We start from the raw sequence: 20417 nt of genomic DNA on the forward strand, positions 1-20417 counted from the left end.
ACGTCGGAGCTGGCGGGCCTCGCGGACGTGCCGGAGGCCGTCGGCTCAGGTCGAGCCGGCGTGGATCGGTCGGGCGGTCCGAGCGGATCGGGACTCGGACGACCCTGGAGAGTGGTCGGGACGCGGACCGGCCGGACCACCACGCCACCTCGGCGAGGTGGGGTGGTCCGTGACCGCCTGACGCCGTCACCTCGGCGAGGTGGCGCGATCGGACGGGCCTGACGCCGTCACCTCGGCGAGGTGGCGCGATCGGACGGGCCTGACGCCGCCACCTCGCCGAGGTGGCGCGACCGGCAGGTGCCCGAGCCGGGGAGGGCTCGGGGGGCCGGTGGTGGGGTCAGGCGCGGCGGTGGGCGTCCCGGCCGGCCAGGGCCGGGCGCCGGACCCGCGGGCGGGCGACCAGGAGGAGCCCCCACGCGGCCGGCGCGGCGGCCACGTCGATCAGGGCATGCGTGAACATGCCGGCCAGGCTAACGGCGGGTCGTCCCGCCCGCGACGGGATTTTCAGAGGTCGACCGTGCGGCCCTGGGCCCGGGCGGTCTCCGCCGCGTCGAGCACCGCCACCACCTCGCGACCGAAGCGCACGTCGCAGCGGTGGTCCCGGGTGCCCGCGTCGACCTCCTCCAGCAGCTGGTCCAGCGCGGTGCCGAACGCCTGGAGCACGCTGCCGTCACCGGGCGGGACGGTCTCGGTGCCGTTCTCGCCGAAGAAGACGAAGTCCCGGGCGACCGCCTCGGCCGGCGCGTCCAGGGTGAGCGAGAGCGAGCTGGTCGCGCCGCCGTCGTGGGTGAGCAGCAGGTGCACCAGACCACTCGGCCCGTCCATCGCGGCGACCCGGGTGACCCGACCGAGCACCGGCAGGATCAGCGACAGCGCGTGCGGGCCGATGTCCCAGAGCGCACCCCGGTCCCGCCGCCACTGCGAGTCGCCGTACGGGTTCCCGGGCTGGTAGATCGAGGCGAACATGGTGGCCCGCGCGTGCTGCCAGCCGCCGGCGGCGGCGGTCGAGGCGAGGAAGCCGGTGACGTTCGGGTGGAAGCGCTGGGTGAAGAAGACCACCGAGGCCACCCCCGACGCCTGGGCGGCGGCGACCACCCGGTCGGCGTCGGCCAGGCCGAGCGCGAGCGGCTTGTCCAGCAGCAGGTGCCGCCCGGCGGTGGCGGCCCGGACGGCGATGTCGGCCTGCACGTCGGGCGGGAGCGCCACGGCGACCGCGTCGCAGGCGTCGAGCAACGCGTCGACCTCGGTGAAGGCCGGCACGCCGTGCCGGGTGGCCAGCTCCTCCGCCTTCGCCGGGTTGCGCCCCCACACGCCGGCCAGTCGCGCCCGCGGATGCGCGTCGATGGCCGCGGCGTGCGTCTCCGCCGCCCAGTGACCGGTGCCGAACAACCCGAACCGCACCCCGACCCCCTGCCGTCGTCGTCGGCCCCCGGCGTACGCCCGGGGCCGTGATCCACGCTAGTCGCCCGACCCGCCCGGCGCGCCCCGACCCGGCGGGAGAGCCGCTACTACACGGATTAGTAGACTGGGCCGGTGAACGACACAGCGTCGATGACCAGCGCCGCGGCCTCCGCCTCGCCGGTGGACGGGATCCTCGCCACGATCCCGATCGTGCTCTCGCTGGTGGTCGCGGTCTGGGCCCTGGTGGCCGCCGTGCGCCGACAGCCGCCGGACCGGCTCCAGTTCATCGGCCTGGCCGTGCTGGAGGTGGCGCTGCTCGCGCTGACCGTGGTGGCGCTCGTCGCGCTCGGCGGGGGCGACCGGCCGGGCGAGCCGGGCGCGTTCTTCGGCTATCTGGTGACGCTGGTCTGCCTGCCGCCGCTGGCCTGGGTGCTGGCCCGGATGGAGCCGACCCGGTGGGGCTCCGCGATCGTCTGCGCGATCTGCCTGGTGACGCCGGTCGTCGTGGTCCGGCTGCAGCAGACCTGGGAGGTCGTCGGTGGCTGAGACCCGGGCGCCGGAACGCGCCACCAACCGGGGGCCGGGCCGGCTGCTGATCGCGGTCTACATCCTGTTCGCCATCGCCGCGACCTCACGGGCCGGGCTGCAGATCGCCACGAAGTTCGACGAGGCGCCGGTGGCGTACCTGCTCTCCGCGCTGGCCGCGCTGATCTACATCGTGGCGGCGGTCGGGCTGGCCCGCGCCGGGCACGCCGGCCGCCGGGTGGCGCTGGCCTGCTGCTCGGTCGAGCTGGTCGGGGTCCTCGCGGTCGGCGTGCTGAGCATCGCCGACCCCGAGCTGTTCCCGGACGAGACGGTGTGGTCGGACTTCGGCAGCGGCTACGGCTACATCCCGCTGGTGCTGCCGGCGCTCGGCCTGTTCTGGCTCTGGCGCACCCGGCGCGACCCGGCCTGAGCGGGGCCGCGCCGGGCAGCGGTCAGTCCTTCGGGCCGCCGGCGACGTAGATGACCTGGCCGGAGACGAACGACGCGCCCTCGCTGGCCAGGAACGAGATGGTGTGCGCGACGTCCTCCGGACGGCCGGGGCGGCGTACCGGGATCTCGGCGGCGGCGTGCTGCTGGAGCGCCTCGAAGTCGACCTTCATCCGTGCTGCCGTGGCCGCGGTCATGTCGGTGACGATGAAGCCCGGCGCGACGGCGTTGACGGTCACCCCGAACGGACCCAGCTCGATCGCCAGCGTCTTGGTGAAGCCCTGGAGGCCGGCCTTGGCGGCCGAGTAGTTCGCCTGCCCCCGGTTGCCCAGCGCCGAGGTGCTGGAGAGGTTGACGATCCGACCCCACTTGCGCTCGACCATGTGCTTCTGCGCGGCCTGGCTGAACAGGAAGGCGCCGCGCAGGTGCACGCCCATGACCGTGTCCCAGTCGACGTCGGTCATCTTGAACAGCAGGTTGTCCCGGAGCACGCCGGCGTTGTTGACGAGCACGGTCGGGGCGCCCAGTTCGGCGGCGATCCGTTCCACGGCGGCCTCGACCTGGGCCCGGTCGGAGACGTCGGCGCCGACGCCGAGGGCCCGGCCACCGGCCGAGCCGATGGCGTCAACGGTCTCCTTGGTGGCGGACTCGTCGATGTCGACCACGGCGACGGCCATGCCGTCGGCCGCCAGCCGGCGGGCGGTGGCCGCGCCGATACCGCGCGCGGCTCCGGTCACGATGGCGACGCGGGGCTCCTCCGACATGATTACCTCCCGGTAACTTGGGGTCGATCGAAGGAGCCTAACCCGCGCGCGCCGCGATCAGAGGTCCCGGCCCCGACAGAGCCGGATCCAGCGGTAGCCGTGGCCGGCGAGCTTGAGTCGGTCGAGCTTGCCGACGTCCTCGTAGTTGCGGTCGGTCAGCACGTCGATCGGCAGGTCCGCCTCCGGGGCCAGCGTGCTCAGGTCGATCTCCACGTCCTCGGTGCCGAGGTTGTGCAGGAAGACCATGGTCCCGGTACGCCCGTCGGCGCGGTGCGCGAGCACGCCGGGCGGCATCGGCACGTCGATGTGGGCGGTGCTGCCGGAGCCGATCTCCGGCGCCTCCCGCAGCGTGCGGATCATCCGCTCGAACCAGCCCAGCAGCGAACGCGGGTCCTTGCGCTGGACGGTGACGTTGACCTGCTGGTAGCCGAAGTCCCCCTTGTCGATCACCGGTCGGACCAGCTTCTCCGGCTCGGCGGTGGAGAAGCCGGCGTTCTCCTTGTACGACCACTGCATCGGGGTGCGGATCGCGTCCCGGCCGTCCAGCGCCAGGTCCTCCCCCATTCCGATCTCCTCGCCGTAGCGCAGCACCGGCGTGCCGCGCAGCGAGAACTGGAGCGCGTACGCCAGTTCGATGTGCCGCCGGTCGTTGCCGAGCATCGGGGCGAGGCGGCGGCGGATGCCCCGGCCGTAGAGCTGCATGTTCTCGTCCGGCCCGAACTTCGCCAGCACGTCCTTGCGCTGGTCGGCGGTGAGGCGGGACAGGTCGATCTCGTCGTGGTTGCGCAGGAACGTCGCCCACTGGCCGCCGGTGGGCAGCTTCGGGGTGTCGCGCAGCGCGTCGATGATCGCCTCCGGGTCCTCCCGGGCGAGGGCGAGCATCAGCCGGCCGTTGAGCATGAAGTCGAAGAGCATGTGGATCCGGTTGCCCGAGCCGCTGCCGTCGCCGAAGTAGACCGGCAACTGGTCCGGCTCGACGTTCGCCTCGGCCAGCAGGACCGCGTCACCCCGGCGCCACTGCACGTGCTGGCGCAGGTCGGTGAGGAAGTCGAAGTCCTTGGGCGCGTTCGGGTTGCCCGGCTCGGTCTTCTCGATGATGAACGGCACGGCGTCCATCCGGAAGCCGGAGACGCCGAGCTGGAGCCAGAACGAGGTGATCTTCTTGATCTCCGCGCGGACCTTCGGGTTCTCGATGTTGAGGTCCGGCTGGAACTTGTAGAAGCGGTGGTAGTACCAGGCCTTGGCGGTGCGGTCGTAGGTCCACGTCTCGTGCTGCTCGCCCGGGAACACCATGCCCTGGTGCCGGTCGTCCGGCTCGTGGTCGGACCAGACGTACCAGTCGCGGTAGGGCGAGTCCGGTGAGGACCGGGCGGACTGGAACCAGGGGTGCTGGTCCGAGGTGTGGTTGACCACCAGGTCGATGATCACCCGGATGCCGTGGTTCTGCGCCTGGTGCAGCAGCTCGGCGAAGTCGCCCAGGGTGCCGAGGCGCGGGTCGACGTTGTAGAAGTCGGTCGCGTCGTACCCGTCGTCCTTGTTCGGCGAGGGGTGGATCGGGTTCAGCCAGAGGCAGGTCACTCCCAGCCGGGCCAGGTAGTCCAGTCGCCCGATCAGGCCCTGGAAGTCACCCACCCCGTCGCCGTCGGAGTCCGCGTACGTGTCCACGTCGAGGCAGTAGACGACCGCCTCCTGATACCACCTGTCACCCATGCGGCAACTACTTCTCCGAACGCCCGATCCGGCAAACCCGGTACGGTGCCCCCATGAGCGAGGATGCCTCCGACTGGTCCGCCGGCGTCTGGCTGAACCCGCCGGAGCGCGCCGAGCCGGTCGACGGTGGCCTGCTGGTGGAGCCGCGCGGCGGCAGCGACTTCTGGCGGCGCACCAGCTACGGCTTCGTGCACGACGACGGCTCGGCGCTGCTCGCGCCGTTCCCGCTGGACAGCGCCGTCGAGGTCTCCTTCCGGCTGGACTACGGCGCGCAGTTCGACCAGGCCGGCGTGCTGGTGCGGGTGGACGAGCGGCGGTGGACCAAGGCCGGCGTCGAGGTGAGCGACGGCGCCCCGCAGGTCGGCGCCGTGGTCACGGACGAGTTCTCCGACTGGTCGGTGGCGCCGGTGCCGGACTGGTCGGGGCGCGACGTGACGGTGCGGGTGAGCCGGGCCGGGGACGCGCTGACCGTACGGGCCCGGGTGGCGGACGAGCCGTGGCGACTGGTCCGGGTCGCGCCGCTCGACCCGGCTGCCGAGGCGTCGGCCGGGCCGTACTGCTGCTCCCCCAGCCGGGGCGGCCTGGTGGTCCGCTTCACCGGCTGGCGGCGCGGACCGGCGGACGCGGCACTGCATCCGGAGAGCTGAGCCACAGGTGTGAGCGGGGCCGGGCCGGGTACTACCCCCGGATCTCCGGCAACCCTGTGGAAGGACCACCATGGCCCTGGCCCAAGACGTCGACCCGAACCAGTTCACCGGGCTGACCGGCTGGGTGGCCAGCGTGATCGACTCGTTCGGCGCGGTCGGCGTGGCCCTGCTGGTGGCGTTGGAGAGCATCATCCCACCGATCCCGAGCGAGATCGTGTTGGCGATGGCCGGCTATCTCTCCGCCGAGGGCCGGTTCAACGTTCTGCTGATCGTGTTCGCCGCGACGGTCGGCTCGCTGCTCGGCGCGCTGGTGCTCTACTGGCTCGGCGCGGCGCTCGGCGAGGACCGCCTGAAGCGGTGGCTGGACCACATCCCGCTGGTCGACCTGGAGGACCTGGAGAAGGCCGACCGGTGGTTCGAGCGGCACGGCCGCTGGGCGGTGCTGATCGGCCGGGTGGTGCCGGTGGTCCGCAGCCTGGTCTCGATCCCGGCCGGCGCGAACCGCATGCCGTTGGGCGAGTTCGTCCTGCTCACCACGCTGGGCAGTGGGGTGTGGAACGCGTTGATCGTCGGCGCCGGCTTCGCCCTGGGTTCGCGGTGGGAGGACGTCGACCGGTACAGCCAGTGGTTCAACTACGCGATCTTCGCCGTGTTCGGCGTCATGATCGTGAGCTGGGCGGTGAAGAAGGTACGCCGGCGGCGCGCCCGGCGGCAGTCGGTGACCGCCGGGCGCTGACCGCCCGCCTCAGCGACGGAACGTGAACCAGTTGACGTTGACGAAGTCGGACGGCTGGCCACTGCTGAACGTCAGGTAGACCGTGTGCCGCCCGGTCACCGCGCCCACGTTGCCGGGCACCGAGCGCCAGGTCTGCCAGCCACCGGTGCTCCCGACCGCGAAGCTGCCGATCGGCGGCGCGGTCGGGCTGTCCACCCGGACCTCGACCAGGCCGCTCACGCCGGCCGCCGCGCCGGACGCGACCCGGGCCACGAAGTCGCGCGGCGGGGTCGAGCCGAAGTCGACGTTGTCGTAGCGGGCCCAGTCACCGTTGGCCAGCCAGCCGATGTCCTGGCCGCCCTCGGCGCACGTCTCCACCTGCACGCCGTTCTGCGCGTTGAACGACTCGGCCTGGATGGTGGCGTAGGCGTCCCGCACCCCGCCGGGCGGCGGGGTGGTCGGGGTCGGCGACGGGTTGCCCCCGCCGCCGCGGGTGTAGACCGCCACGTAGTCGACGAGCATGGACCGGCCGGACACGGTGGCCGCGGTCGGCGTGGCCGAGCCGGCCACCCCGTCCGGGAAGCCGCCACCCATGGCCACGTTGAGCAGCAGGAAGTAGCCGGCGTGGTTGGTCATCTGCCCCCAGTACGGCTCGCCGACCTGGTTCTGCCCGACGGTGTGGAAGAGCTGGCCGTCGACGTACCAGCGCAGTTGCTGCGGGCTCACCGAGGCGTCCCACTCGAACCGGTAGGTGTGGAACGCCGACTGGCAGGTGCTGCCGGGGCAGGCCCGGGACGCGCCGATGCCGTTGAACTCGCCGCACGGGCCGCCCGGCGCGACCCCGCAGTGCAGCACGCCCCAGACCGAGTTGATCCCGTTGACGTTCTCCATCACGTCGAACTCGCCGATGCCCGGCCAGTTCTGGTAATTGCCCCGGTAGGGGGAACCGAGCGCCCAGAACGCCGGCCAGTAGCCGGCCGCCGCCGCGCCGGTGACGTTGGGCATCTGGATCCGGCCCTCCAGGGCCAGCACGCCGCCGGACGGCGGCTTGAAGTTGGCCCGTACCGTCTCGATCCGGGCCGAGGTCCAGCGGCCGGCGGCGTCCCGCAGCGGCGTGATGCGCAGGTTGCCCGACCCGTCGTGGGCCAGGTTGGCGGTGCTGGAGGTGTAGGTCTGGATCTCGCCGGTACCCCAGTTGGCCGGCCCGCCCGGATAGCTGGTGCCGGTGTCGACGATCCAGTTGGCGGACGAGGGCAGCGTGTTGGCGGCGCCGGTGAAGTCGTCGCTCCAGACCAGGCTCCATCCGGAGGGTGGGGCCGGCACGGCCGCCTGCGCGGTCATCGAGATGCCGGCGAGCGCGGTGGTGGCGGCGAGCACGGCGGCGGCCAGGGCGAGCCGGCGGCGTGGCCGGGGCACGGTGGTGGGGGCGGCCGGGGCCGCCGGGATCGGGTCCATGTCGGGGTGCCTCTCTGCGGGGACGGGGCGGAGAGCGCTCTCTGAGAGCGATTTCTACGCGCCCGTCCCCGCACTTGTCAACGCTTGTCGATGGGTTCCGGAACCGGGCGACGCAGCACCGCCTGCTCCACAACGGTCCACGCGGTGGTGGTGACCAGGTAGAGCACGGCCGCGAGCGGCACCACCAGCGCCACCAGCACGGTCCCGAACGGCAGCAGCGGCACCAGCCGGCCGAGCACCGCCGCGCCGGGACCCTCGGCCGGCGCGCCGGCCACCGTGCCGGTGGCGGCGGCCGCCCGGCGCGGCCGCCGGGAGGACCACCAGGCCAACGCCAGCAGGACCGCCAGCAGCACCCCGAACACGACCGGCACCGGCCCGGCCAGTCCGTCGCCGAGGTGCCACCCCAGCGGTACGCCGGCCAACCGCTCCCCCAGCAGTTCCGGCGCGCCGTCACCGGTGGCGAAGAGGCGGTACATGACCAGGAAGAAGGGCGCCTGCAACAGCGCCGGCAGGCAACCGGCGACCGGGCTGGCGCCGGCCCGCCGGTAGAGCGCGAACAGTTCGCTCTGCAGGCGGGTGGGGTCGTCGGCGTACCGGCGCTGGAGATCGCGGACCTCGGGCGCGAGCGCCGCGCGACGCCGCTCCCCGCGGACCTGGGCCACGGTGAGCGGCGAGATCAGCAGCCGGATCCCGGCGGTGAACAGGACGATGGCGGCGGCCGTCGCGGCGCCGCCGGCGAGCGGGGCGAGCGTGTCGGCGAGCCAGGTGACGACGACCGCGGCGGCCGAGGCCGCGGCGTGCAACGGTGCGAAGGCGAGCATGGGAGGACCCCTCGGTGGCGATTCCGGGTGTCCCGGGGCGGCGACGTGCCGCGCCGGGACGGATGACGACGGAATCGGCCGCGAAAGGCCGAGACGGAGGAACCGGTGGACGTCACGCGAGTGGCTGCCCGCCCGGCGGGCCCACCGGGACACCGGCGGCGCCCGGGTCTGGCTACGCGGCCGAGGGGCGGAGCCCGGGTGCGCGCGGGCGCGGACGGCCCGGCGCGTCCGGGTCGACCTGCCGAGGCACTCCGCGGCGGCGGGCGCGGGCCCGCAGGGCGGCGGCCCAGCGCGTGCCGGGCGGCGCGGGCAGCGCGCGGACGCGCAGCGCGAGCAGGGTGGCCAGCAGCAGCGCGGCGACCACCGCCGCGCCGGCGAGCAGCCCGACCGGCCGGTCCGCGACCAGGGTGAGGGCATAGGCCCACGCCCCCGTCAGCACCGCCGGCATCCCCGCCACGCGACCACCGTAGCCGGTCGTGTCACGCCCGGCGGCCCGCTCGGCGAGGAGGCCCGCCGCGGCCCGCACCCGAACGGGCGAACCGGCATCGACACGCCGCGCGGGGCGTTTCCGGGCGTGGACACGGTGGGTAACAGGGCCTCGACCACGCGGCACGGTGCCGTGGCGGGTCGGGAGAAAGCGGTGGTGACGATGAGCGGCTCAGTGGCGGAGCGGGAACGGAACGCCGCGTCGGGCGGAACGGACCTGCTGACGGTCGGTGTCGAGGAGGAGTTCCTGCTCGCCGACCCGCACACCGGCGCCGCCGTACCCGCCGTCGACCTGGTCATGGAGCAGGTGCCGGCCGAGCTGCGGGGGCAGGTGGAGCGCGAGTTCCAGACCAGCCAGATCGAGATCGGCAGCCCGCCCGGGCTGGAGCTGTCCTCGATCCGGCACTCGCTGGCGATGCTCCGCACCGAGCTGGCCGACGCCGCCGAGCGGGCCGGCGTACGGCTGCTGGCCATCGGCACCGGCCCGGTCGACGGCCCGGTGCCGCCGGTGGTGGACAAGCCCCGCTTCGACCGGATGATCGAACGGTTCCGGCTGCTGGTGCCCGGCCCCGGCAACAACGGCATGCACGTGCACGTCGGCATCCCGGACCCGGACACCGGCGTGCACGTGCTCAACCACGTCCGCCCCTGGCTGCCGATCCTGCACGCGGTCACCGCCAACTCCCCGTTCTCCCGGGGTGCGGACACCGGCTACGCGAGCTGGCGCTCGGTCGAGTGGGAACGCTGGCCGTCGGTGGCGCCCACCCCCTTCCTGGAGTCGCACGAGCACTACGAGCGCCTGATCCGCCAGCTCATCGCCAGCGGCGTGATGCTGGACGAGGGGATGCTCTACTGGTACGCCCGGCTCTCGGCGAAGTACCCGACCGTGGAGATCAGGATCGGCGACGTCTGCCCCTCCGTGGACGACGCGGTGCTGGTCGCGGCGCTGGTCCGGGCGCTCGTGGCGACCGCGCTGACCGACATCGCGGCCGGCCGGCCGGCCGTCAACACCGACCACCACCTGCTGGTCGCGGCGCACTGGCGGGCCGCCCACGACGGGCTGGAGGGCGAGGGCGTCGACCTGACCGACGGCGAGCTGCGCCCGGCCTGGGAGCTGCTGGACCGGCTGGTCGACCGGCTCCGCCCGGAGCTGGAGCGGCACGGCGACCTCGATCGGGTGACCGACCTGCTCGGCGGACTGCGCCGGCACGGCAGCGGCGCGGCGCGGCAGCGGGCGGTGTTCACGCGTACCGGCAAGATGGTCGACGTGGTCGCGGACGTGGCCCGGCAGACCCGTGGCTGAGCTGCCCGCCGGCCGGGCCCCGGCGTGACAGGATGAGCGGCGTGGCGGAGCGGATGATCGTCGTCGGCGGGGACGCCGCCGGCATGTCGGCGGCCTCTCAGGCGCGACGCCGGCGTGACCGCACGGACCTGGAGATCGTCGCCTTCGAGCGGGGTCACTTCACGTCCTACTCGGCCTGCGGCATCCCCTACTGGATCAGCGGCCTGGTGCCGGAACGCGACCAGCTCGTGGCCCGCGCCCCGGAGGCCTTCCGCGACGACTTCGACATCGACGTCCGGACGCGGCACGAGGTCACCGCCATCGATCTCGACCGTCGCGAGGTGGTCGCGCGCGACCTGGACGGCGACCGCGAGGTCCGCGTCGGTTTCGACACCCTGGTATACGCCACCGGCGCCCGACCGGTGCAGCCGGAGTGGGCGCGCGACGACGTGGCCGGGGTGTTCGGCGTGCAGACGCTCGACGACGGCGCCGCACTGCTCGACTGGCTCGAACGCCAGCCCCGGCCCCGGCACGCGGTGGTGGTCGGCGGCGGCTACGTCGGCGTGGAGATGGCCGAGGCGCTGGTGCAGCGCGGGCTCTCGGTGCAGCTGGTCGAGCAGGCCGCGCAGCCGATGTCGACGGTCGACCCGGACATGGGCGAGCTGGTGGCCGAGGCGATGCGGGGCACCGGCATCGGCATCCGCACCGGGCTCACGGTCACCGGCCTGCGGGAGCGGGACGGTCGGATCGCCGCGGTGGTCACCACCGAGGGACCGATCCCGGCCGACGTCGTGGTGCTGGGTCTGGGCGTACGCCCGAACACCGCGCTCGCCGAGGCCGCCGGCCTGCCGCTCGGCCCGTCCGGCGCGATCCGGGTGGACCGCCGGATGCGGGTGCCCGGCGTGCCCGGCGTCTGGGCGGCCGGCGACTGCGTGGAGAGCCTGCACCGGGTCAGCGGCATGCCGGTGCACGTCCCTCTCGGCACCCACGCCAACAAGCAGGGCCGGGTGGTCGGGATCAACATCGGCGGCGGGTACGCCACCTTCCCCGGCGTGATCGGCACCGCCGTGACGAAGGTGTGCGACCTGGAGGTCGGGCGCACCGGGCTGCGCGAGCAGGACGCGGTCAAGGCCGGCTTCGAGTTCGTCACCGTGCTGGCCGAGTCGACGAACCGGGCCGGCTACTACCCGGGCGCGGAGAAGATGACCGTGAAGCTGATCGCCGAGCGACCCAGCGGGCGGCTGCTCGGAGCGCAGATCGTCGGCCGGTCCGAGGCGGCCAAGCGGATCGACGCGCTCGCCGTGGCGCTCTGGAACGGCATGACGGTGGACGAGATGACCGCGCTCGACCTGGGCTACGCCCCGCCGTACGCCCCGGTCTGGGACCCGGTGCTGATCGCCGCCCGCAAGGCCGTCGACGCCCTGGCCGGCACGGGTCGCTGACCCGGGGCCGGCTATGTCGTCTGCCGCGACTCCGTGGCGGCCTGGACGAAGGCGCGGACCAGGGCGGTCTCCCCGCCGGTGCGCCAGACCGGCGCGTAGTGCAACACCGGCCCGTCGGTGATGGGCAGGAAGGTGATGTCGCCTCGCTGCCGGGTGGATGCCACGTCCGATCCGACCGGAGACACCACCGTGCCGCCGGCGATCCCCCGGAAGGCCTCCTCGAGGGTGTGCACGCCCAGTCCGCGCCGGACGGGTCGCCCGGCCGGGGTGGTGGACGGGGTGTGCGCCTCCCACACGTAGTCGGGAATGGGTCCCTCGGGGTAGACCACCGGATGGTCGCCGAGATCCTCCAGTTCGACGCTGCCCCGGCTGGCCAGCGGATGATCGGCGGCGACCGCCAGCACCAGATCCTCGTGGTGCAGGACCGGCCCGACCGTGAGGTCGGGCTCACGGATGGGTAGCCAGAGGATCCCGATGTCGATCGCGCCGGCCCGCAGCGGCCCGAGGGGGTCGGTGGGCAGGATCTCGCGCAGGCGCATGTCGCACTGCGGGTGTCGCTGCCGGAACAGGTCGACAGCGGCCTCGACCGACAGGTACTGGGTGGCCATGGTGCCGACGGTCAGCGTGCCGGCCTGGCCGCGGGCGGTGGCGGTGGCCTCCTCGATGCCGGACATGATCTCGTCGTAGCCGGCGCGGAGACGGTCGCGCAGCCGCTCGCCGAGTGGGGTGAGCCGGACGGCGCGGCTCGTACGCTCGAACAGGCCCCCGCCGATCCGACGCTCCTGCTGCTTGATCGACTGACTGACCCGCGACTGCGACACGTGCAGGCGTTCCGCCGTGCGGCCGAAGTGGAGCTCCTCGGTCAGCGTCAGGAAGATCTCGATGTCACGTAGTTCCACCGGGCGGCCCTGTCTCCCATCGTCACGCTCGACCGCAGAGTCTAGGCCGCGGCGGAGACGCGTCGCCCGGCGCGATCCGGGCCACGCGTGAGGGCCGGCGTCGATCGATTACCCGTGGCTCATGCGGCGATGCGATCTTCTGCGTTGTTCGGCGAGTGCGGCCGGACGAGGGTGGACGCATGAGCGAAGGCCGGATCGACATCGTGGCGGAGCCGGATCACCTCGGCGTCGCGCGGTGGCACGCCGTGGCTTCCCCCGGCCGGGTGGCGGGGTTCGCCGGTCTGCGCCCGGTCGAGCCGTTCGAGTGCGGGTGGCCGCCGCCGACGGCCGCGCCTCCCGGCGCTCTCGAACTGAGCCTGCACGTGCAGCCGCCGTGGCGCCGACGGGGGATCGGCTCGCGGCTGCTGGCCGCCGCCGGTGCGCACGCCGCGGGCCGGCGGCTGGTCGCCGAGGTCGCGGTGGGTTCGGCCGGGGAGTCGTTCTGTGTCCGGCGCGGCTTCCGACGCACCGGGTCCTGGGATCACGACCTGCTCACCTACTGCGATGTCCACCACGCCTGGCTGGGCGAGTTGGTCGACGTCGAGCACACCGGCTACCGCCTGCGGCACTGGGCCGGGGACCCGGGCGGCGCGACGAGCGTCGAGCAGTTGCTCCGGCGCCCGAGCCGCCCCGGTGACGCGGTGGTGAGCGCGGCGGAGGCGGACGGCGACCTGGTCGCGTACGCCCTGGCACGGAGCGACGGACCGCGGCGGCGGCGCGCCCGCCAGTACGGGCCGGCGGTGCGGGGCGACCATCGCGAACGGCGACTGGGCCTGTGGGTCAACGCCGCCCTGATCAAGCGGTTACGGGAGATCCACCCGCACGTCGAGGAGGTCGAGACCCGTACCGCCCACGACGACCCGGCTCAGCTGGCCCTGCGCCGGCACCTGGGCTTCCGCCCTCTCGGGCGGAGTGTCCGCTACGAGGTCACCCTGCCGTAACCGGCGGCCCCGACCACCACGACAGCGGCACGCGGAGCCCACGCGCGCCATCGAGGAGAGGTTTGTCATGAAAGGTGCAGTAGGCCCGAGAGACTGCGTCGCCCCGGCCGGAGGCAGGGACCCGCCGCACGATCGCGGCTCCGCCGCCCCCCGAATCCGACCGACGTCACCCACTCAGGAGTCCGTCACCATGTCCGTCACCCTTTCCGCCCACGACAAACTCACGCTCCGAACAGCCGCCTACGGCGCCGTCAGGTTGCTGTCCGCCGCCGGCGCCGCCGGCGGCTCACCCCACCGGATCGCCACCGACGGATCCATCGCCCTGGCCTCGGCAACCGGCCTGGTCGGGCACGTGCTCGCCGAGAAGTCGACGGGCGTGGACCTCAGCGGCAGGTCGGTTGCCGCGATCGCCGACCGGGTGCTGCCCGCGCTGACCGAGGCGATGCGCCTGCTCGCCCGGCAGGACCCGAGCGAGGCCGACAACTTCCGCCGTACCGTCGTCGTCGCCCTCGACGCGGGCGCGCGGAGTCGGCAGGGCGGGCCCGGCCCCGCCGTCACCGACATGATCGACAAGATCGTCGCGGCCCTCGACGCAGCCGAGGTGACCGCGTGACGGCCCCGGCGATCTCGGTCTCGGGGCTGCGCAAGGCGTACAAGGACAGGTCCGTCCTGGACGGCATCGACTTCGAGGTTCCCGCCGGCACCATCTTCTCCCTGCTCGGCCCCAACGGCGCGGGCAAGACGACCACGGTCAACGTGTTGACCACGCTGCTGGACGCCGACGGAGGCACGGTCCGTGTCGCCGGCCACGACCTCGCCACCGACGCCCGCGCGGTCCGCGCCGCGATCGGCGTCACCGGCCAGTTCGCGGCCGTCGACGAGCTGCTGACCGGCCGGGAGAACCTCCAGCTGATGGTCGACCTCAACCGGCGGGTGACCGGCGACGGCAGGCGGATCGTCGCGGGTCTGTTGGACCGGTTCGAGCTGACCGCCTCGGCGGACAAGCCGGCCTCCACCTACTCCGGCGGCATGCGGCGCAAGCTCGACCTGGCGATGACGCTGGTCGGCGACCCAAAGATCATCTTCCTGGACGAGCCGACGACGGGCCTGGACCCCCGCAGTCGCCGCACCATGTGGTCGATCGTGCGGGACCTGGTCGCCGACGGTGTGACCGTCTTCCTCACCACGCAGTACCTGGAGGAGGCCGACCAGTTGGCCGACCGCATCGCGGTGCTCGACCGGGGTCGCCTGGTCGCGCAGGGCACGCCCGAGGAGCTCAAACGCCTCGTTCCCGGGACCCACGTACGCCTGCGGTTCGCCACCGCCGCCGACCTCGACGCCGCCGCGGGGGTCTTCCCCGAGGCGGCCCGCGACGACGACGCGCTGGCCCTGCGGGTGCCCGCCGACGGCGGCACGAAGTCGCTGCGGGCCGTGCTGGACCGACTGGACGAGCACTCCCTCAGCGCCGAGGGGTGCTCCGTGCACACCCCCGACCTCGACGATGTCTTCCTCGCCCTGACGGGCCACCCCACGGAGGTGGACGCGAAATGAGCGCCAACTCATTCGTCATGCTGCGCCGCAACGTCAAACACCTGGGCCGGAACCCGACGTCGGTGTTCAACGCCGTCCTGATGCCGATCATCATCATGCTGATGTTCGTCTACATGTTCGGCGACGCCTTCGACGTCGGCGTCGACTACATCGACTACGCGACGCCGGGCCTGATCCTGCTGGCCGTCTGCTACGGGCTGGGCGGCACCGCCACGGCGGTGAACTCCGACATGACCAAGGGCATCATCAACCGGTTCAAGGTCATGGACGTCTCCCGCGGCGCGATCCTGGCGGGCCACGTCATCGCCAGCCTGCTGACCAACCTGATCGCCGTCGCGGCGCTCGTCGGGGTGGCCTTCCTGCTGGGGTTCAGCCCGAAGGCCGGCCTGGTCGACTGGCTCGCGGTGGGCGGCGTCACGGTGCTGCTCGCGTTCGCGGCGGGCTGGTTCACCGTCGCGCTGGGGCTGTCCGCGAAGTCGCCGGAGACGGCGGGCATGGCCGCCGTTCCGCTGGTCATGCTTCCGTTCTTCAGCAGCGCCATCGTCCCGGCCGAGAAGATGGGCCCCGGCCTGCGGCAGTTCGCCGAGTACCAGCCCTTCACGCCGATCATCGAGACCGTGCGCGGGCTGCTCGACGGCGCGCCCGACACCACCGACGCGTCCCTCGCGGTCGCCTGGTGCGTGGCCATCGCGCTCGTCGGCTACCTGTGGGCGCGCTCGACCTTCCGCAAGCGAGCGTGACCTCCGCCGGTGGAGTTGTTCGCGGCGGCGCCCCGGGCCCGCCGGGGCGCCGCCGCGGACGTCGGGTCACCGCCGGATCGAGACCGACGTGCGAGACAGGAGCGTTGTGCACACGTCGCAACTTTCGCTGCACCACATCACCCGCCGCTACGACGAGCGCGTCGTGCTGGACGCGGTGTCCTTCAGCGTCCGACCGGGCGAGAAGGTCGGCGTCATCGGCGACAACGGCGCCGGCAAGTCGACCCTGTTGCGCCTGATCGCCGGCGTGGACCGCCCGGACAACGGCGACGTCACCGTGGTCACCCCGGGCGGTGTCGGCTACCTGGCCCAGTCGCTGGCGCTGCCACCACAGGCCTCGGTCCAGGACGCGATCGACCTCGCGCTGGCCGATCTTCGTGAGCTGGAGTCGCTGATCACGCATGTCGAGGCGGGTCTGGGTCGCCTGCCGAGGGCCGCGCTCCCCGCCGGCCTGGAGCGCTACGCCGGGCTGCTCTCCCGCTACGAGGCACGGGGCGGCTACGGCGCGGACACCCGCGTCGACAAGGCGATGCACCGGCTCGGCCTGCCGGATCTGGACCGTACGCGGGCGCTCGGCACGCTGTCCGGCGGGGAGCGTTCCCGCCTGGCGCTGGCCGCCACGCTAGCTTCCCAGCCGGAACTGCTGCTGCTCGACGAGCCGACCAACGACCTGGACGACCAGGCCGTCAGGTGGTTGGAGGAGCACCTGCGCCAGCACCGCGGCACGGTGCTCGCGGTCACCCACGACCGGGAGTTCCTCAGCCGCGTGGCCGACACGATCCTGGAGGTCGGCGCGGGCGGGGTGACACGGCACGGCGACGGTTACGACGGGTACCTCGTCGCCAAGGCCGCCGAACGCCGGCGTCGGTTGCAGGAGTACGAAGCCTGGCGCGACGAGCTGGCCCGTAGCCGCAGGCTCGCCGCCGCCAACGCGTTCCGTCTCGCCGCGATCCCGCGTCGGGCGCCGATGGCCAAGTTCGGGCACGGCGCCTTCCGGGCCCGCGGTCGTGACCACGGTGCGATGGGCCGCATCCGCAACGCCAAGGAGCGCATCGCGCGTCTCACCGGTGACCCGGTCGCGCCGCCGCCCGACCCGCTCGTGTTCGCGGCCGGCATCACCGGCGCCGACAACGACGCCGCGGACACGGTTGCCGAGCTCACCGAGGTCCACGTCACCGGCCGGTTGTACGTGCCGTCGCTGCGGATCGGGGGTGCCGACCGACTGCTGGTCACCGGACCCAACGGCGCGGGCAAGTCCACCCTCCTCCGGCTCCTGGCCGGGGAACTGCGACCGGACGACGGCACGGTACGCACCCGGGGCCGGGTCGGTCACCTGCGGCAGGAGACGACGCCGTGGCCGCCGGACCTGACAGTGCTCGAGGCGTTCGCCGGCGGGGCGGCCGGTGACCCGGACGAGTTGCTGTCGCTGGGCCTGTTCAGGTCGACCGACCTGGGGTTGCGGGTGCGCGAGCTGTCCTACGGACAGCTCCGTCGGCTCGAACTGGCCCGGCTGGTCAGCCGGCCGGTCGACCTGCTGCTGCTGGACGAACCGACGAACCATCTCAGCCCGGCCCTGGTCGAGGAGTTGGAGCAGACGCTCGTCGACTACCCGGGCGCGGTGGTCGTGGTCACCCACGACCGCCGGACGCGGGCCCGGTTCGCCGGCGCTCACCTGCGGCTACGCGCCGGCCAGGTGGAACGGCCCGGCGCCGGGGCCGGCTGACACCGGCGGGCGGTCGCCCGGGTTGTCCGCGAGGGCGGACACGACCAGGATGGCCGGATGCGGTGGGAGATCCCGGACGGGCTGCGCTGGGTCGAGCGGACCGAGGTCGGCCGGGCCTGGCTGGCGGAGCTGCCCGGTCGGCTGGCGGACTGCGTCGCGCGGTGGGAGCTGACGCTCGGCCCGCCGTTCGCGTACGCGTTCGCGTCACTGGCCCTGCCGGCCGAGCTGCCGGACGGCACGCGGGCGGTGCTGAAGCTCCAGTACCCGGACGACGACAGCGTCCACGAGGCCACCGCGCTGGCGCACTGGGCCGGTCAGGGCGCGATCCGGCTGCTCGCCCACGACGCCGGTCGACGGGCGCTGCTGGTCGAGCGGTGCGACCCGGGCACGCCGCTGCACACGCTGCCGGTCGACGCCGCGCTCGACGTCGCGGTCGGCCTGCTGCCCCGGCTCGGGGTGCCGGCCGGGCCGCCGTTCACCTCGCTCGCCGAGGAGGCGGCCGGCTGGGCGGAGCGGATGCCGGGGAACTGGCGGCGGGCCAACCGCCCGTACGAGCGGCGGCTGCTGGACGCCGCGCTCGGGCTGTTGGCCGAGCTGGCGCCGGACCAGGGCGAGCAGGTGCTGGTCAACCAGGACCTGCACGCCGGCAACGTGCTGGCCGCCGGTCGTGAGCCGTGGCTGGTCATCGACCCGAAGCCGCTGGTCGGCGAGCGGGAGTTCGCGGTGGTGCCGCTGGTGCGCGGCGCGGAGCTGGGTCACTCCCCGGCACTGGTGCGGCACCGGCTCGACCGGCTCAGCGCCGAACTGGGCCTGGACCGGGAGCGGGTGCGCGGGTGGGCGGTCGGCCAGACGTTGGCCTGGAGCATCGGCGGCGACCAGGTCTTCCCCGGCCAGGTCGAGACGGTCCGCTGGCTGCTGGACGAGGGGTGACTCAGCCCGCCTGGCAGGTGGGGCACCAGTAGAGGTTGCGACCCGCCAGCGTGCCCCGGCGCACCTCGGCGCCGCAGACGTGGCAGGGCGCGCCGGGACGGCGGTAGACGTAGACCTCGCCACCGTGCCGGTCGACGCGGGGCGCCCGGCCCGTCGCCTCCGGCAGGTGCGCGTCGCGCACGGTGTCGATCCGGCCCCGCTCGACCGCGCGGGTCATCAGGGTCACCAGGTCCACCCAGAGGTCCGCCCAACCGGCCGGCGTCAGGTCCCGTCCGGGCAGCAGCGGCGGCAGGCCGGCGCGGAACAGCGCCTCGGTCACGAAGATCAGGCCGGTGCCGGCCACCACGGACTGGTCCAGCAGCAGCGCGGCCAGCGGGGTGGGGCTGCGCCGGATCCGCGCGTACGCCCGGTCCGGGTCGGCGTCGGCGCGCAGCGGGTCGGGGCCGAGCCGCCCGCGCAGCGCCGCCACCTCGGGCGGGGTGAGCAGCTCGCAGGCGGTGGGTCCGCGCAGTTCCAGCCAGTGCCGGTCGCTGCGCAGGCGCAGCCGCACCTGCCCGACCGCCGGCGGTGGCGCCCCCGACCCGTCGGCGAACTTCCCGTACAGCCCGAGGTGCACGTGCAGCGTCAGCTCGCCGGCGTAGTGGTGCAGCAGGTGCTTGCCGTACGCCTCGGTGCCGTCGAGGACGGTGCCGCTGAGGCGGGCGGCGCCCTCGGCGAAGCGCCCCTGCGGGCTGTCGACGTGCACCTTGTCGCCGGCGAACAGCTCGGCGTGCCGGGTGGCGAGGCGGTGGATGGTGTGTCCCTCTGGCACGACCGCCAAGGTTAGCCAGCCGGGTCGGACCCGGCCACGGGACGTCATTGAATCGACGACTGTCGAATGCCAGACTGGTCAAGTTAGCGCCCGGGAGCCGGTGCGAGCCGCTCGATCCGGGGAGGGACGCGCGGGGTGGTGCGCCACCCGGCGCCGGGCAGCCTCTCCCCCACCCGTCCCGCTGGTCGCGCCACGGTGCAGGGCCGCGCCGAGGAGATCGCGCCGCGGGCCGTGACCGTCTCCCGTCCGGCGCCGGCCCGGCCCGGCGCCCGCAGTCCCAGGAGAACCCCATGGTTCGTACGTTCGGCGCGGCCCTGGCCGCCGCGCTCGCCCTGACCGGCCTGGCCGCACCGGCCGGCACCCTCCGCTCGCCCGCCCCCACGGCGGCGACGCCCACGCCCGCCCCGACGCTGACCTGCCCACCCGCGCTGCCGGTCAGCGGCCAGGTCACCGGGGCCACCACCAGCAGTCTCACCATCACCTACTGGATGGTGCTCAGCCCACCCTGCGGCTACGACCCCCCGCTGCTCGTCAGCCTCTTCGCCAGCCGCGAGGACGCCACGCAGTGGCGCGATCCGGTGGCCGAGGCCGTCACGGGCCTGGACCGCTCGGGGTCGGTGACCGTCGGCGGGTTGACACCGGGCACCGCCTACTGGTTCCGGTTCGGCGACACCAAGGGCGTGCGGGATCCGTACGTGATCGGCGGGCCGGCGCGGACCCTGTCGTTCTGCGCCGCGACGGCCACGGTCGACAGCAGCTGGGGCGGCGGCTTCGTCGCCACGGTCACCGTGCGCAACAACGGGACCGCGCCGATGTCGGGCTGGCTCACCTCCTGGCGGTGGTCCGGTGACGAACGCGTCCAGTCGGTCTGGGGCGGAGTCGCGGAGGGCGTCGGCCCGGACGTCACGGTCCGCAACGCCTCCTGGAACGGGACGCTGCCCCCGGGCGGCTCGACGACGTTCGGCCTGCTCGTGGCGACCAGCGCGGCGCCCGGCGCCATCACGCCGGACTGCCGCGGGTGACCCGGGGCGCGCGGAGCGGGCGACGGGTGTCGATTTCCGCGCGCCTGG

Annotated in this window: 22 protein-coding genes; 13 read left to right on the top strand and 9 right to left on the bottom strand. The window is 73.7% G+C overall.

The features are described from left to right. Nucleotides 1-337: 337 nt before the first annotated feature. Nucleotides 338-460 (bottom strand): hypothetical protein, encoded by a 123-nt coding sequence (locus COO58_RS30970; RefSeq protein WP_255292749.1) that lies wholly within the window; start codon nucleotides 458-460, stop codon nucleotides 338-340. Nucleotides 461-504: 44 nt separating this feature from the next. After that, complete coding sequence (locus tag COO58_RS23030) at nucleotides 505-1401, bottom strand: Gfo/Idh/MocA family protein (protein ID WP_091571089.1); 897 nt, start codon at nucleotides 1399-1401, stop codon at nucleotides 505-507. Between the two features lie 150 nt (nucleotides 1402-1551). Here COO58_RS23030 and COO58_RS23035 point away from each other — a divergent pair, with 150 nt between their 5' ends. Continuing rightward, nucleotides 1552-1947 carry a hypothetical protein gene (locus tag COO58_RS23035; protein WP_091571086.1) on the top strand — a complete coding sequence of 132 codons (396 nt, stop codon included), beginning with the start codon at nucleotides 1552-1554 and terminating at the stop codon, nucleotides 1945-1947. After that, complete coding sequence (locus COO58_RS23040) at nucleotides 1940-2356, top strand: hypothetical protein (RefSeq protein ID WP_091571083.1); 417 nt, start codon at nucleotides 1940-1942, stop codon at nucleotides 2354-2356. Before COO58_RS23035 ends, COO58_RS23040 begins: the two co-directional genes overlap by 8 nt. A 22-nt stretch (nucleotides 2357-2378) precedes the next feature. Here the strand turns inward: COO58_RS23040 and fabG are convergent, their stop codons facing one another. Continuing rightward, entirely contained in the window at nucleotides 2379-3137 is a 759-nt protein-coding gene (gene fabG / locus COO58_RS23045; protein ID WP_091571079.1) for a 3-oxoacyl-ACP reductase FabG, read from the bottom strand. Nucleotides 3138-3194: 57 nt separating this feature from the next. Then, nucleotides 3195-4847, bottom strand: a complete 1653-nt coding sequence (locus COO58_RS23050; protein WP_098747153.1) for an alpha-amylase family protein — start codon at nucleotides 4845-4847, stop codon at nucleotides 3195-3197. A gap of 53 nt (nucleotides 4848-4900) precedes the next feature. On the opposite strand from COO58_RS23050, the gene COO58_RS23055 reads away from it, so the two are divergent. Together COO58_RS23055 and COO58_RS23060 are read left to right on the top strand one after the other, a co-directional pair. Next, nucleotides 4901-5494, top strand: a complete 594-nt coding sequence (locus tag COO58_RS23055) for a DUF1349 domain-containing protein (RefSeq protein ID WP_091571072.1) — start codon at nucleotides 4901-4903, stop codon at nucleotides 5492-5494. Nucleotides 5495-5564: 70 nt separating this feature from the next. After that, nucleotides 5565-6230, top strand: coding sequence for a DedA family protein (locus tag COO58_RS23060; protein ID WP_098747155.1), 666 nt, complete (start codon nucleotides 5565-5567; stop codon nucleotides 6228-6230). 9 nt (nucleotides 6231-6239) lie between these two features. Here COO58_RS23060 and COO58_RS23065 read toward each other — a convergent pair whose 3' ends face one another. The 3 genes from COO58_RS23065 to COO58_RS23075 all read right to left on the bottom strand — a co-directional run bounded on the left by COO58_RS23065 (nucleotide 6240) and on the right by COO58_RS23075 (nucleotide 8933). Then, complete coding sequence (locus COO58_RS23065; protein ID WP_098747157.1) at nucleotides 6240-7664, bottom strand: carbohydrate-binding protein; 1425 nt, start codon at nucleotides 7662-7664, stop codon at nucleotides 6240-6242. A gap of 77 nt (nucleotides 7665-7741) precedes the next feature. After that, nucleotides 7742-8485, bottom strand: coding sequence for a membrane protein insertase YidC (locus COO58_RS23070; RefSeq protein WP_098747158.1), 744 nt, complete (start codon nucleotides 8483-8485; stop codon nucleotides 7742-7744). Nucleotides 8486-8657: 172 nt separating this feature from the next. Continuing rightward, the gene (locus COO58_RS23075) at nucleotides 8658-8933 is read right to left on the bottom strand and encodes a DUF6412 domain-containing protein (protein ID WP_098747389.1); all 276 of its coding nucleotides are present in this window, start codon (nucleotides 8931-8933) and stop codon (nucleotides 8658-8660) included. 192 nt (nucleotides 8934-9125) lie between these two features. Here COO58_RS23075 and COO58_RS23080 point away from each other — a divergent pair, with 192 nt between their 5' ends. After that, nucleotides 9126-10274 (top strand): glutamate--cysteine ligase, encoded by a 1149-nt coding sequence (locus COO58_RS23080; protein ID WP_098747390.1) that lies wholly within the window; start codon nucleotides 9126-9128, stop codon nucleotides 10272-10274. A gap of 41 nt (nucleotides 10275-10315) precedes the next feature. Further along, the gene (locus COO58_RS23085) at nucleotides 10316-11695 is read left to right on the top strand and encodes an FAD-dependent oxidoreductase (RefSeq protein WP_098747160.1); all 1380 of its coding nucleotides are present in this window, start codon (nucleotides 10316-10318) and stop codon (nucleotides 11693-11695) included. An 11-nt stretch (nucleotides 11696-11706) separates the two neighbouring features. Here COO58_RS23085 and COO58_RS23090 read toward each other — a convergent pair whose 3' ends face one another. Next, nucleotides 11707-12594, bottom strand: coding sequence for a LysR family transcriptional regulator (locus COO58_RS23090; protein WP_098747161.1), 888 nt, complete (start codon nucleotides 12592-12594; stop codon nucleotides 11707-11709). Nucleotides 12595-12773: 179 nt separating this feature from the next. On the opposite strand from COO58_RS23090, the gene COO58_RS23095 reads away from it, so the two are divergent. The 6 genes from COO58_RS23095 to COO58_RS23120 all read left to right on the top strand — a co-directional run bounded on the left by COO58_RS23095 (nucleotide 12774) and on the right by COO58_RS23120 (nucleotide 18536). Then, nucleotides 12774-13574 (top strand): GNAT family N-acetyltransferase, encoded by an 801-nt coding sequence (locus tag COO58_RS23095; protein WP_098747163.1) that lies wholly within the window; start codon nucleotides 12774-12776, stop codon nucleotides 13572-13574. A 190-nt stretch (nucleotides 13575-13764) separates the two neighbouring features. Then, entirely contained in the window at nucleotides 13765-14187 is a 423-nt protein-coding gene (locus COO58_RS23100) for a hypothetical protein (RefSeq protein ID WP_098747164.1), read from the top strand. Further along, entirely contained in the window at nucleotides 14184-15125 is a 942-nt protein-coding gene (locus tag COO58_RS23105) for an ATP-binding cassette domain-containing protein (RefSeq protein ID WP_098747166.1), read from the top strand. Before COO58_RS23100 ends, COO58_RS23105 begins: the two co-directional genes overlap by 4 nt. After that, nucleotides 15122-15865 (top strand): ABC transporter permease, encoded by a 744-nt coding sequence (locus COO58_RS23110; RefSeq protein WP_098747167.1) that lies wholly within the window; start codon nucleotides 15122-15124, stop codon nucleotides 15863-15865. Before COO58_RS23105 ends, COO58_RS23110 begins: the two co-directional genes overlap by 4 nt. 106 nt (nucleotides 15866-15971) lie before the next feature. After that, nucleotides 15972-17606 carry a TlrC/CarA/OleB/SrmB family ABC-F type ribosomal protection protein gene (locus COO58_RS23115; RefSeq protein WP_098747169.1) on the top strand — a complete coding sequence of 545 codons (1635 nt, stop codon included), beginning with the start codon at nucleotides 15972-15974 and terminating at the stop codon, nucleotides 17604-17606. 57 nt (nucleotides 17607-17663) lie between these two features. Further along, entirely contained in the window at nucleotides 17664-18536 is an 873-nt protein-coding gene (locus COO58_RS23120) for an aminoglycoside phosphotransferase family protein (protein ID WP_098747171.1), read from the top strand. A 1-nt stretch (nucleotide 18537) separates the two neighbouring features. Here the strand turns inward: COO58_RS23120 and COO58_RS23125 are convergent, their stop codons facing one another. Next, a complete protein-coding gene (locus COO58_RS23125; RefSeq protein ID WP_098747392.1) occupies nucleotides 18538-19347 on the bottom strand; it encodes an Fpg/Nei family DNA glycosylase in 810 nt (269 codons plus the stop codon). Nucleotides 19348-19637: 290 nt separating this feature from the next. Between COO58_RS23125 and COO58_RS23130 the strand changes: the two genes are divergently transcribed. Then, on the top strand, nucleotides 19638-20369 hold the full coding sequence (locus COO58_RS23130; protein ID WP_098747173.1) for a cellulose binding domain-containing protein: 732 nt from the start codon (nucleotides 19638-19640) through the stop codon (nucleotides 20367-20369). Nucleotides 20370-20417 lie beyond the last annotated feature (48 nt).

Source organism: Micromonospora sp. WMMA1996, assembly GCF_002573675.1.
GTDB lineage: Bacteria > Actinomycetota > Actinomycetes > Mycobacteriales > Micromonosporaceae > Micromonospora > Micromonospora sediminicola.

Bases quoted from the DNA above. Each gene is read 5' to 3' on its own strand.
- COO58_RS30970 (WP_255292749.1), bottom strand. From the start codon at position 460: ATGTTCACGCATGCCCTGATCGACGTGGCCGCCGCGCCGGCCGCGTGG.
- COO58_RS23035 (WP_091571086.1), top strand. From the start codon at position 1,552: ATGACCAGCGCCGCGGCCTCCGCCTCGCCGGTGGACGGGATCCTCGCC.
- fabG (WP_091571079.1), bottom strand. From the start codon at position 3,137: ATGTCGGAGGAGCCCCGCGTCGCCATCGTGACCGGAGCCGCGCGCGGT.
- COO58_RS23050 (WP_098747153.1), bottom strand. From the start codon at position 4,847: ATGGGTGACAGGTGGTATCAGGAGGCGGTCGTCTACTGCCTCGACGTG.
- COO58_RS23055 (WP_091571072.1), top strand. From the start codon at position 4,901: ATGAGCGAGGATGCCTCCGACTGGTCCGCCGGCGTCTGGCTGAACCCG.
- COO58_RS23060 (WP_098747155.1), top strand. From the start codon at position 5,565: ATGGCCCTGGCCCAAGACGTCGACCCGAACCAGTTCACCGGGCTGACC.
- COO58_RS23065 (WP_098747157.1), bottom strand. From the start codon at position 7,664: ATGGACCCGATCCCGGCGGCCCCGGCCGCCCCCACCACCGTGCCCCGG.
- COO58_RS23070 (WP_098747158.1), bottom strand. From the start codon at position 8,485: ATGCTCGCCTTCGCACCGTTGCACGCCGCGGCCTCGGCCGCCGCGGTC.
- COO58_RS23075 (WP_098747389.1), bottom strand. From the start codon at position 8,933: ATGCCGGCGGTGCTGACGGGGGCGTGGGCCTATGCCCTCACCCTGGTC.
- COO58_RS23095 (WP_098747163.1), top strand. From the start codon at position 12,774: ATGAGCGAAGGCCGGATCGACATCGTGGCGGAGCCGGATCACCTCGGC.
- COO58_RS23100 (WP_098747164.1), top strand. From the start codon at position 13,765: ATGTCCGTCACCCTTTCCGCCCACGACAAACTCACGCTCCGAACAGCC.
- COO58_RS23110 (WP_098747167.1), top strand. From the start codon at position 15,122: ATGAGCGCCAACTCATTCGTCATGCTGCGCCGCAACGTCAAACACCTG.
- COO58_RS23120 (WP_098747171.1), top strand. From the start codon at position 17,664: ATGCGGTGGGAGATCCCGGACGGGCTGCGCTGGGTCGAGCGGACCGAG.
- COO58_RS23130 (WP_098747173.1), top strand. From the start codon at position 19,638: ATGGTTCGTACGTTCGGCGCGGCCCTGGCCGCCGCGCTCGCCCTGACC.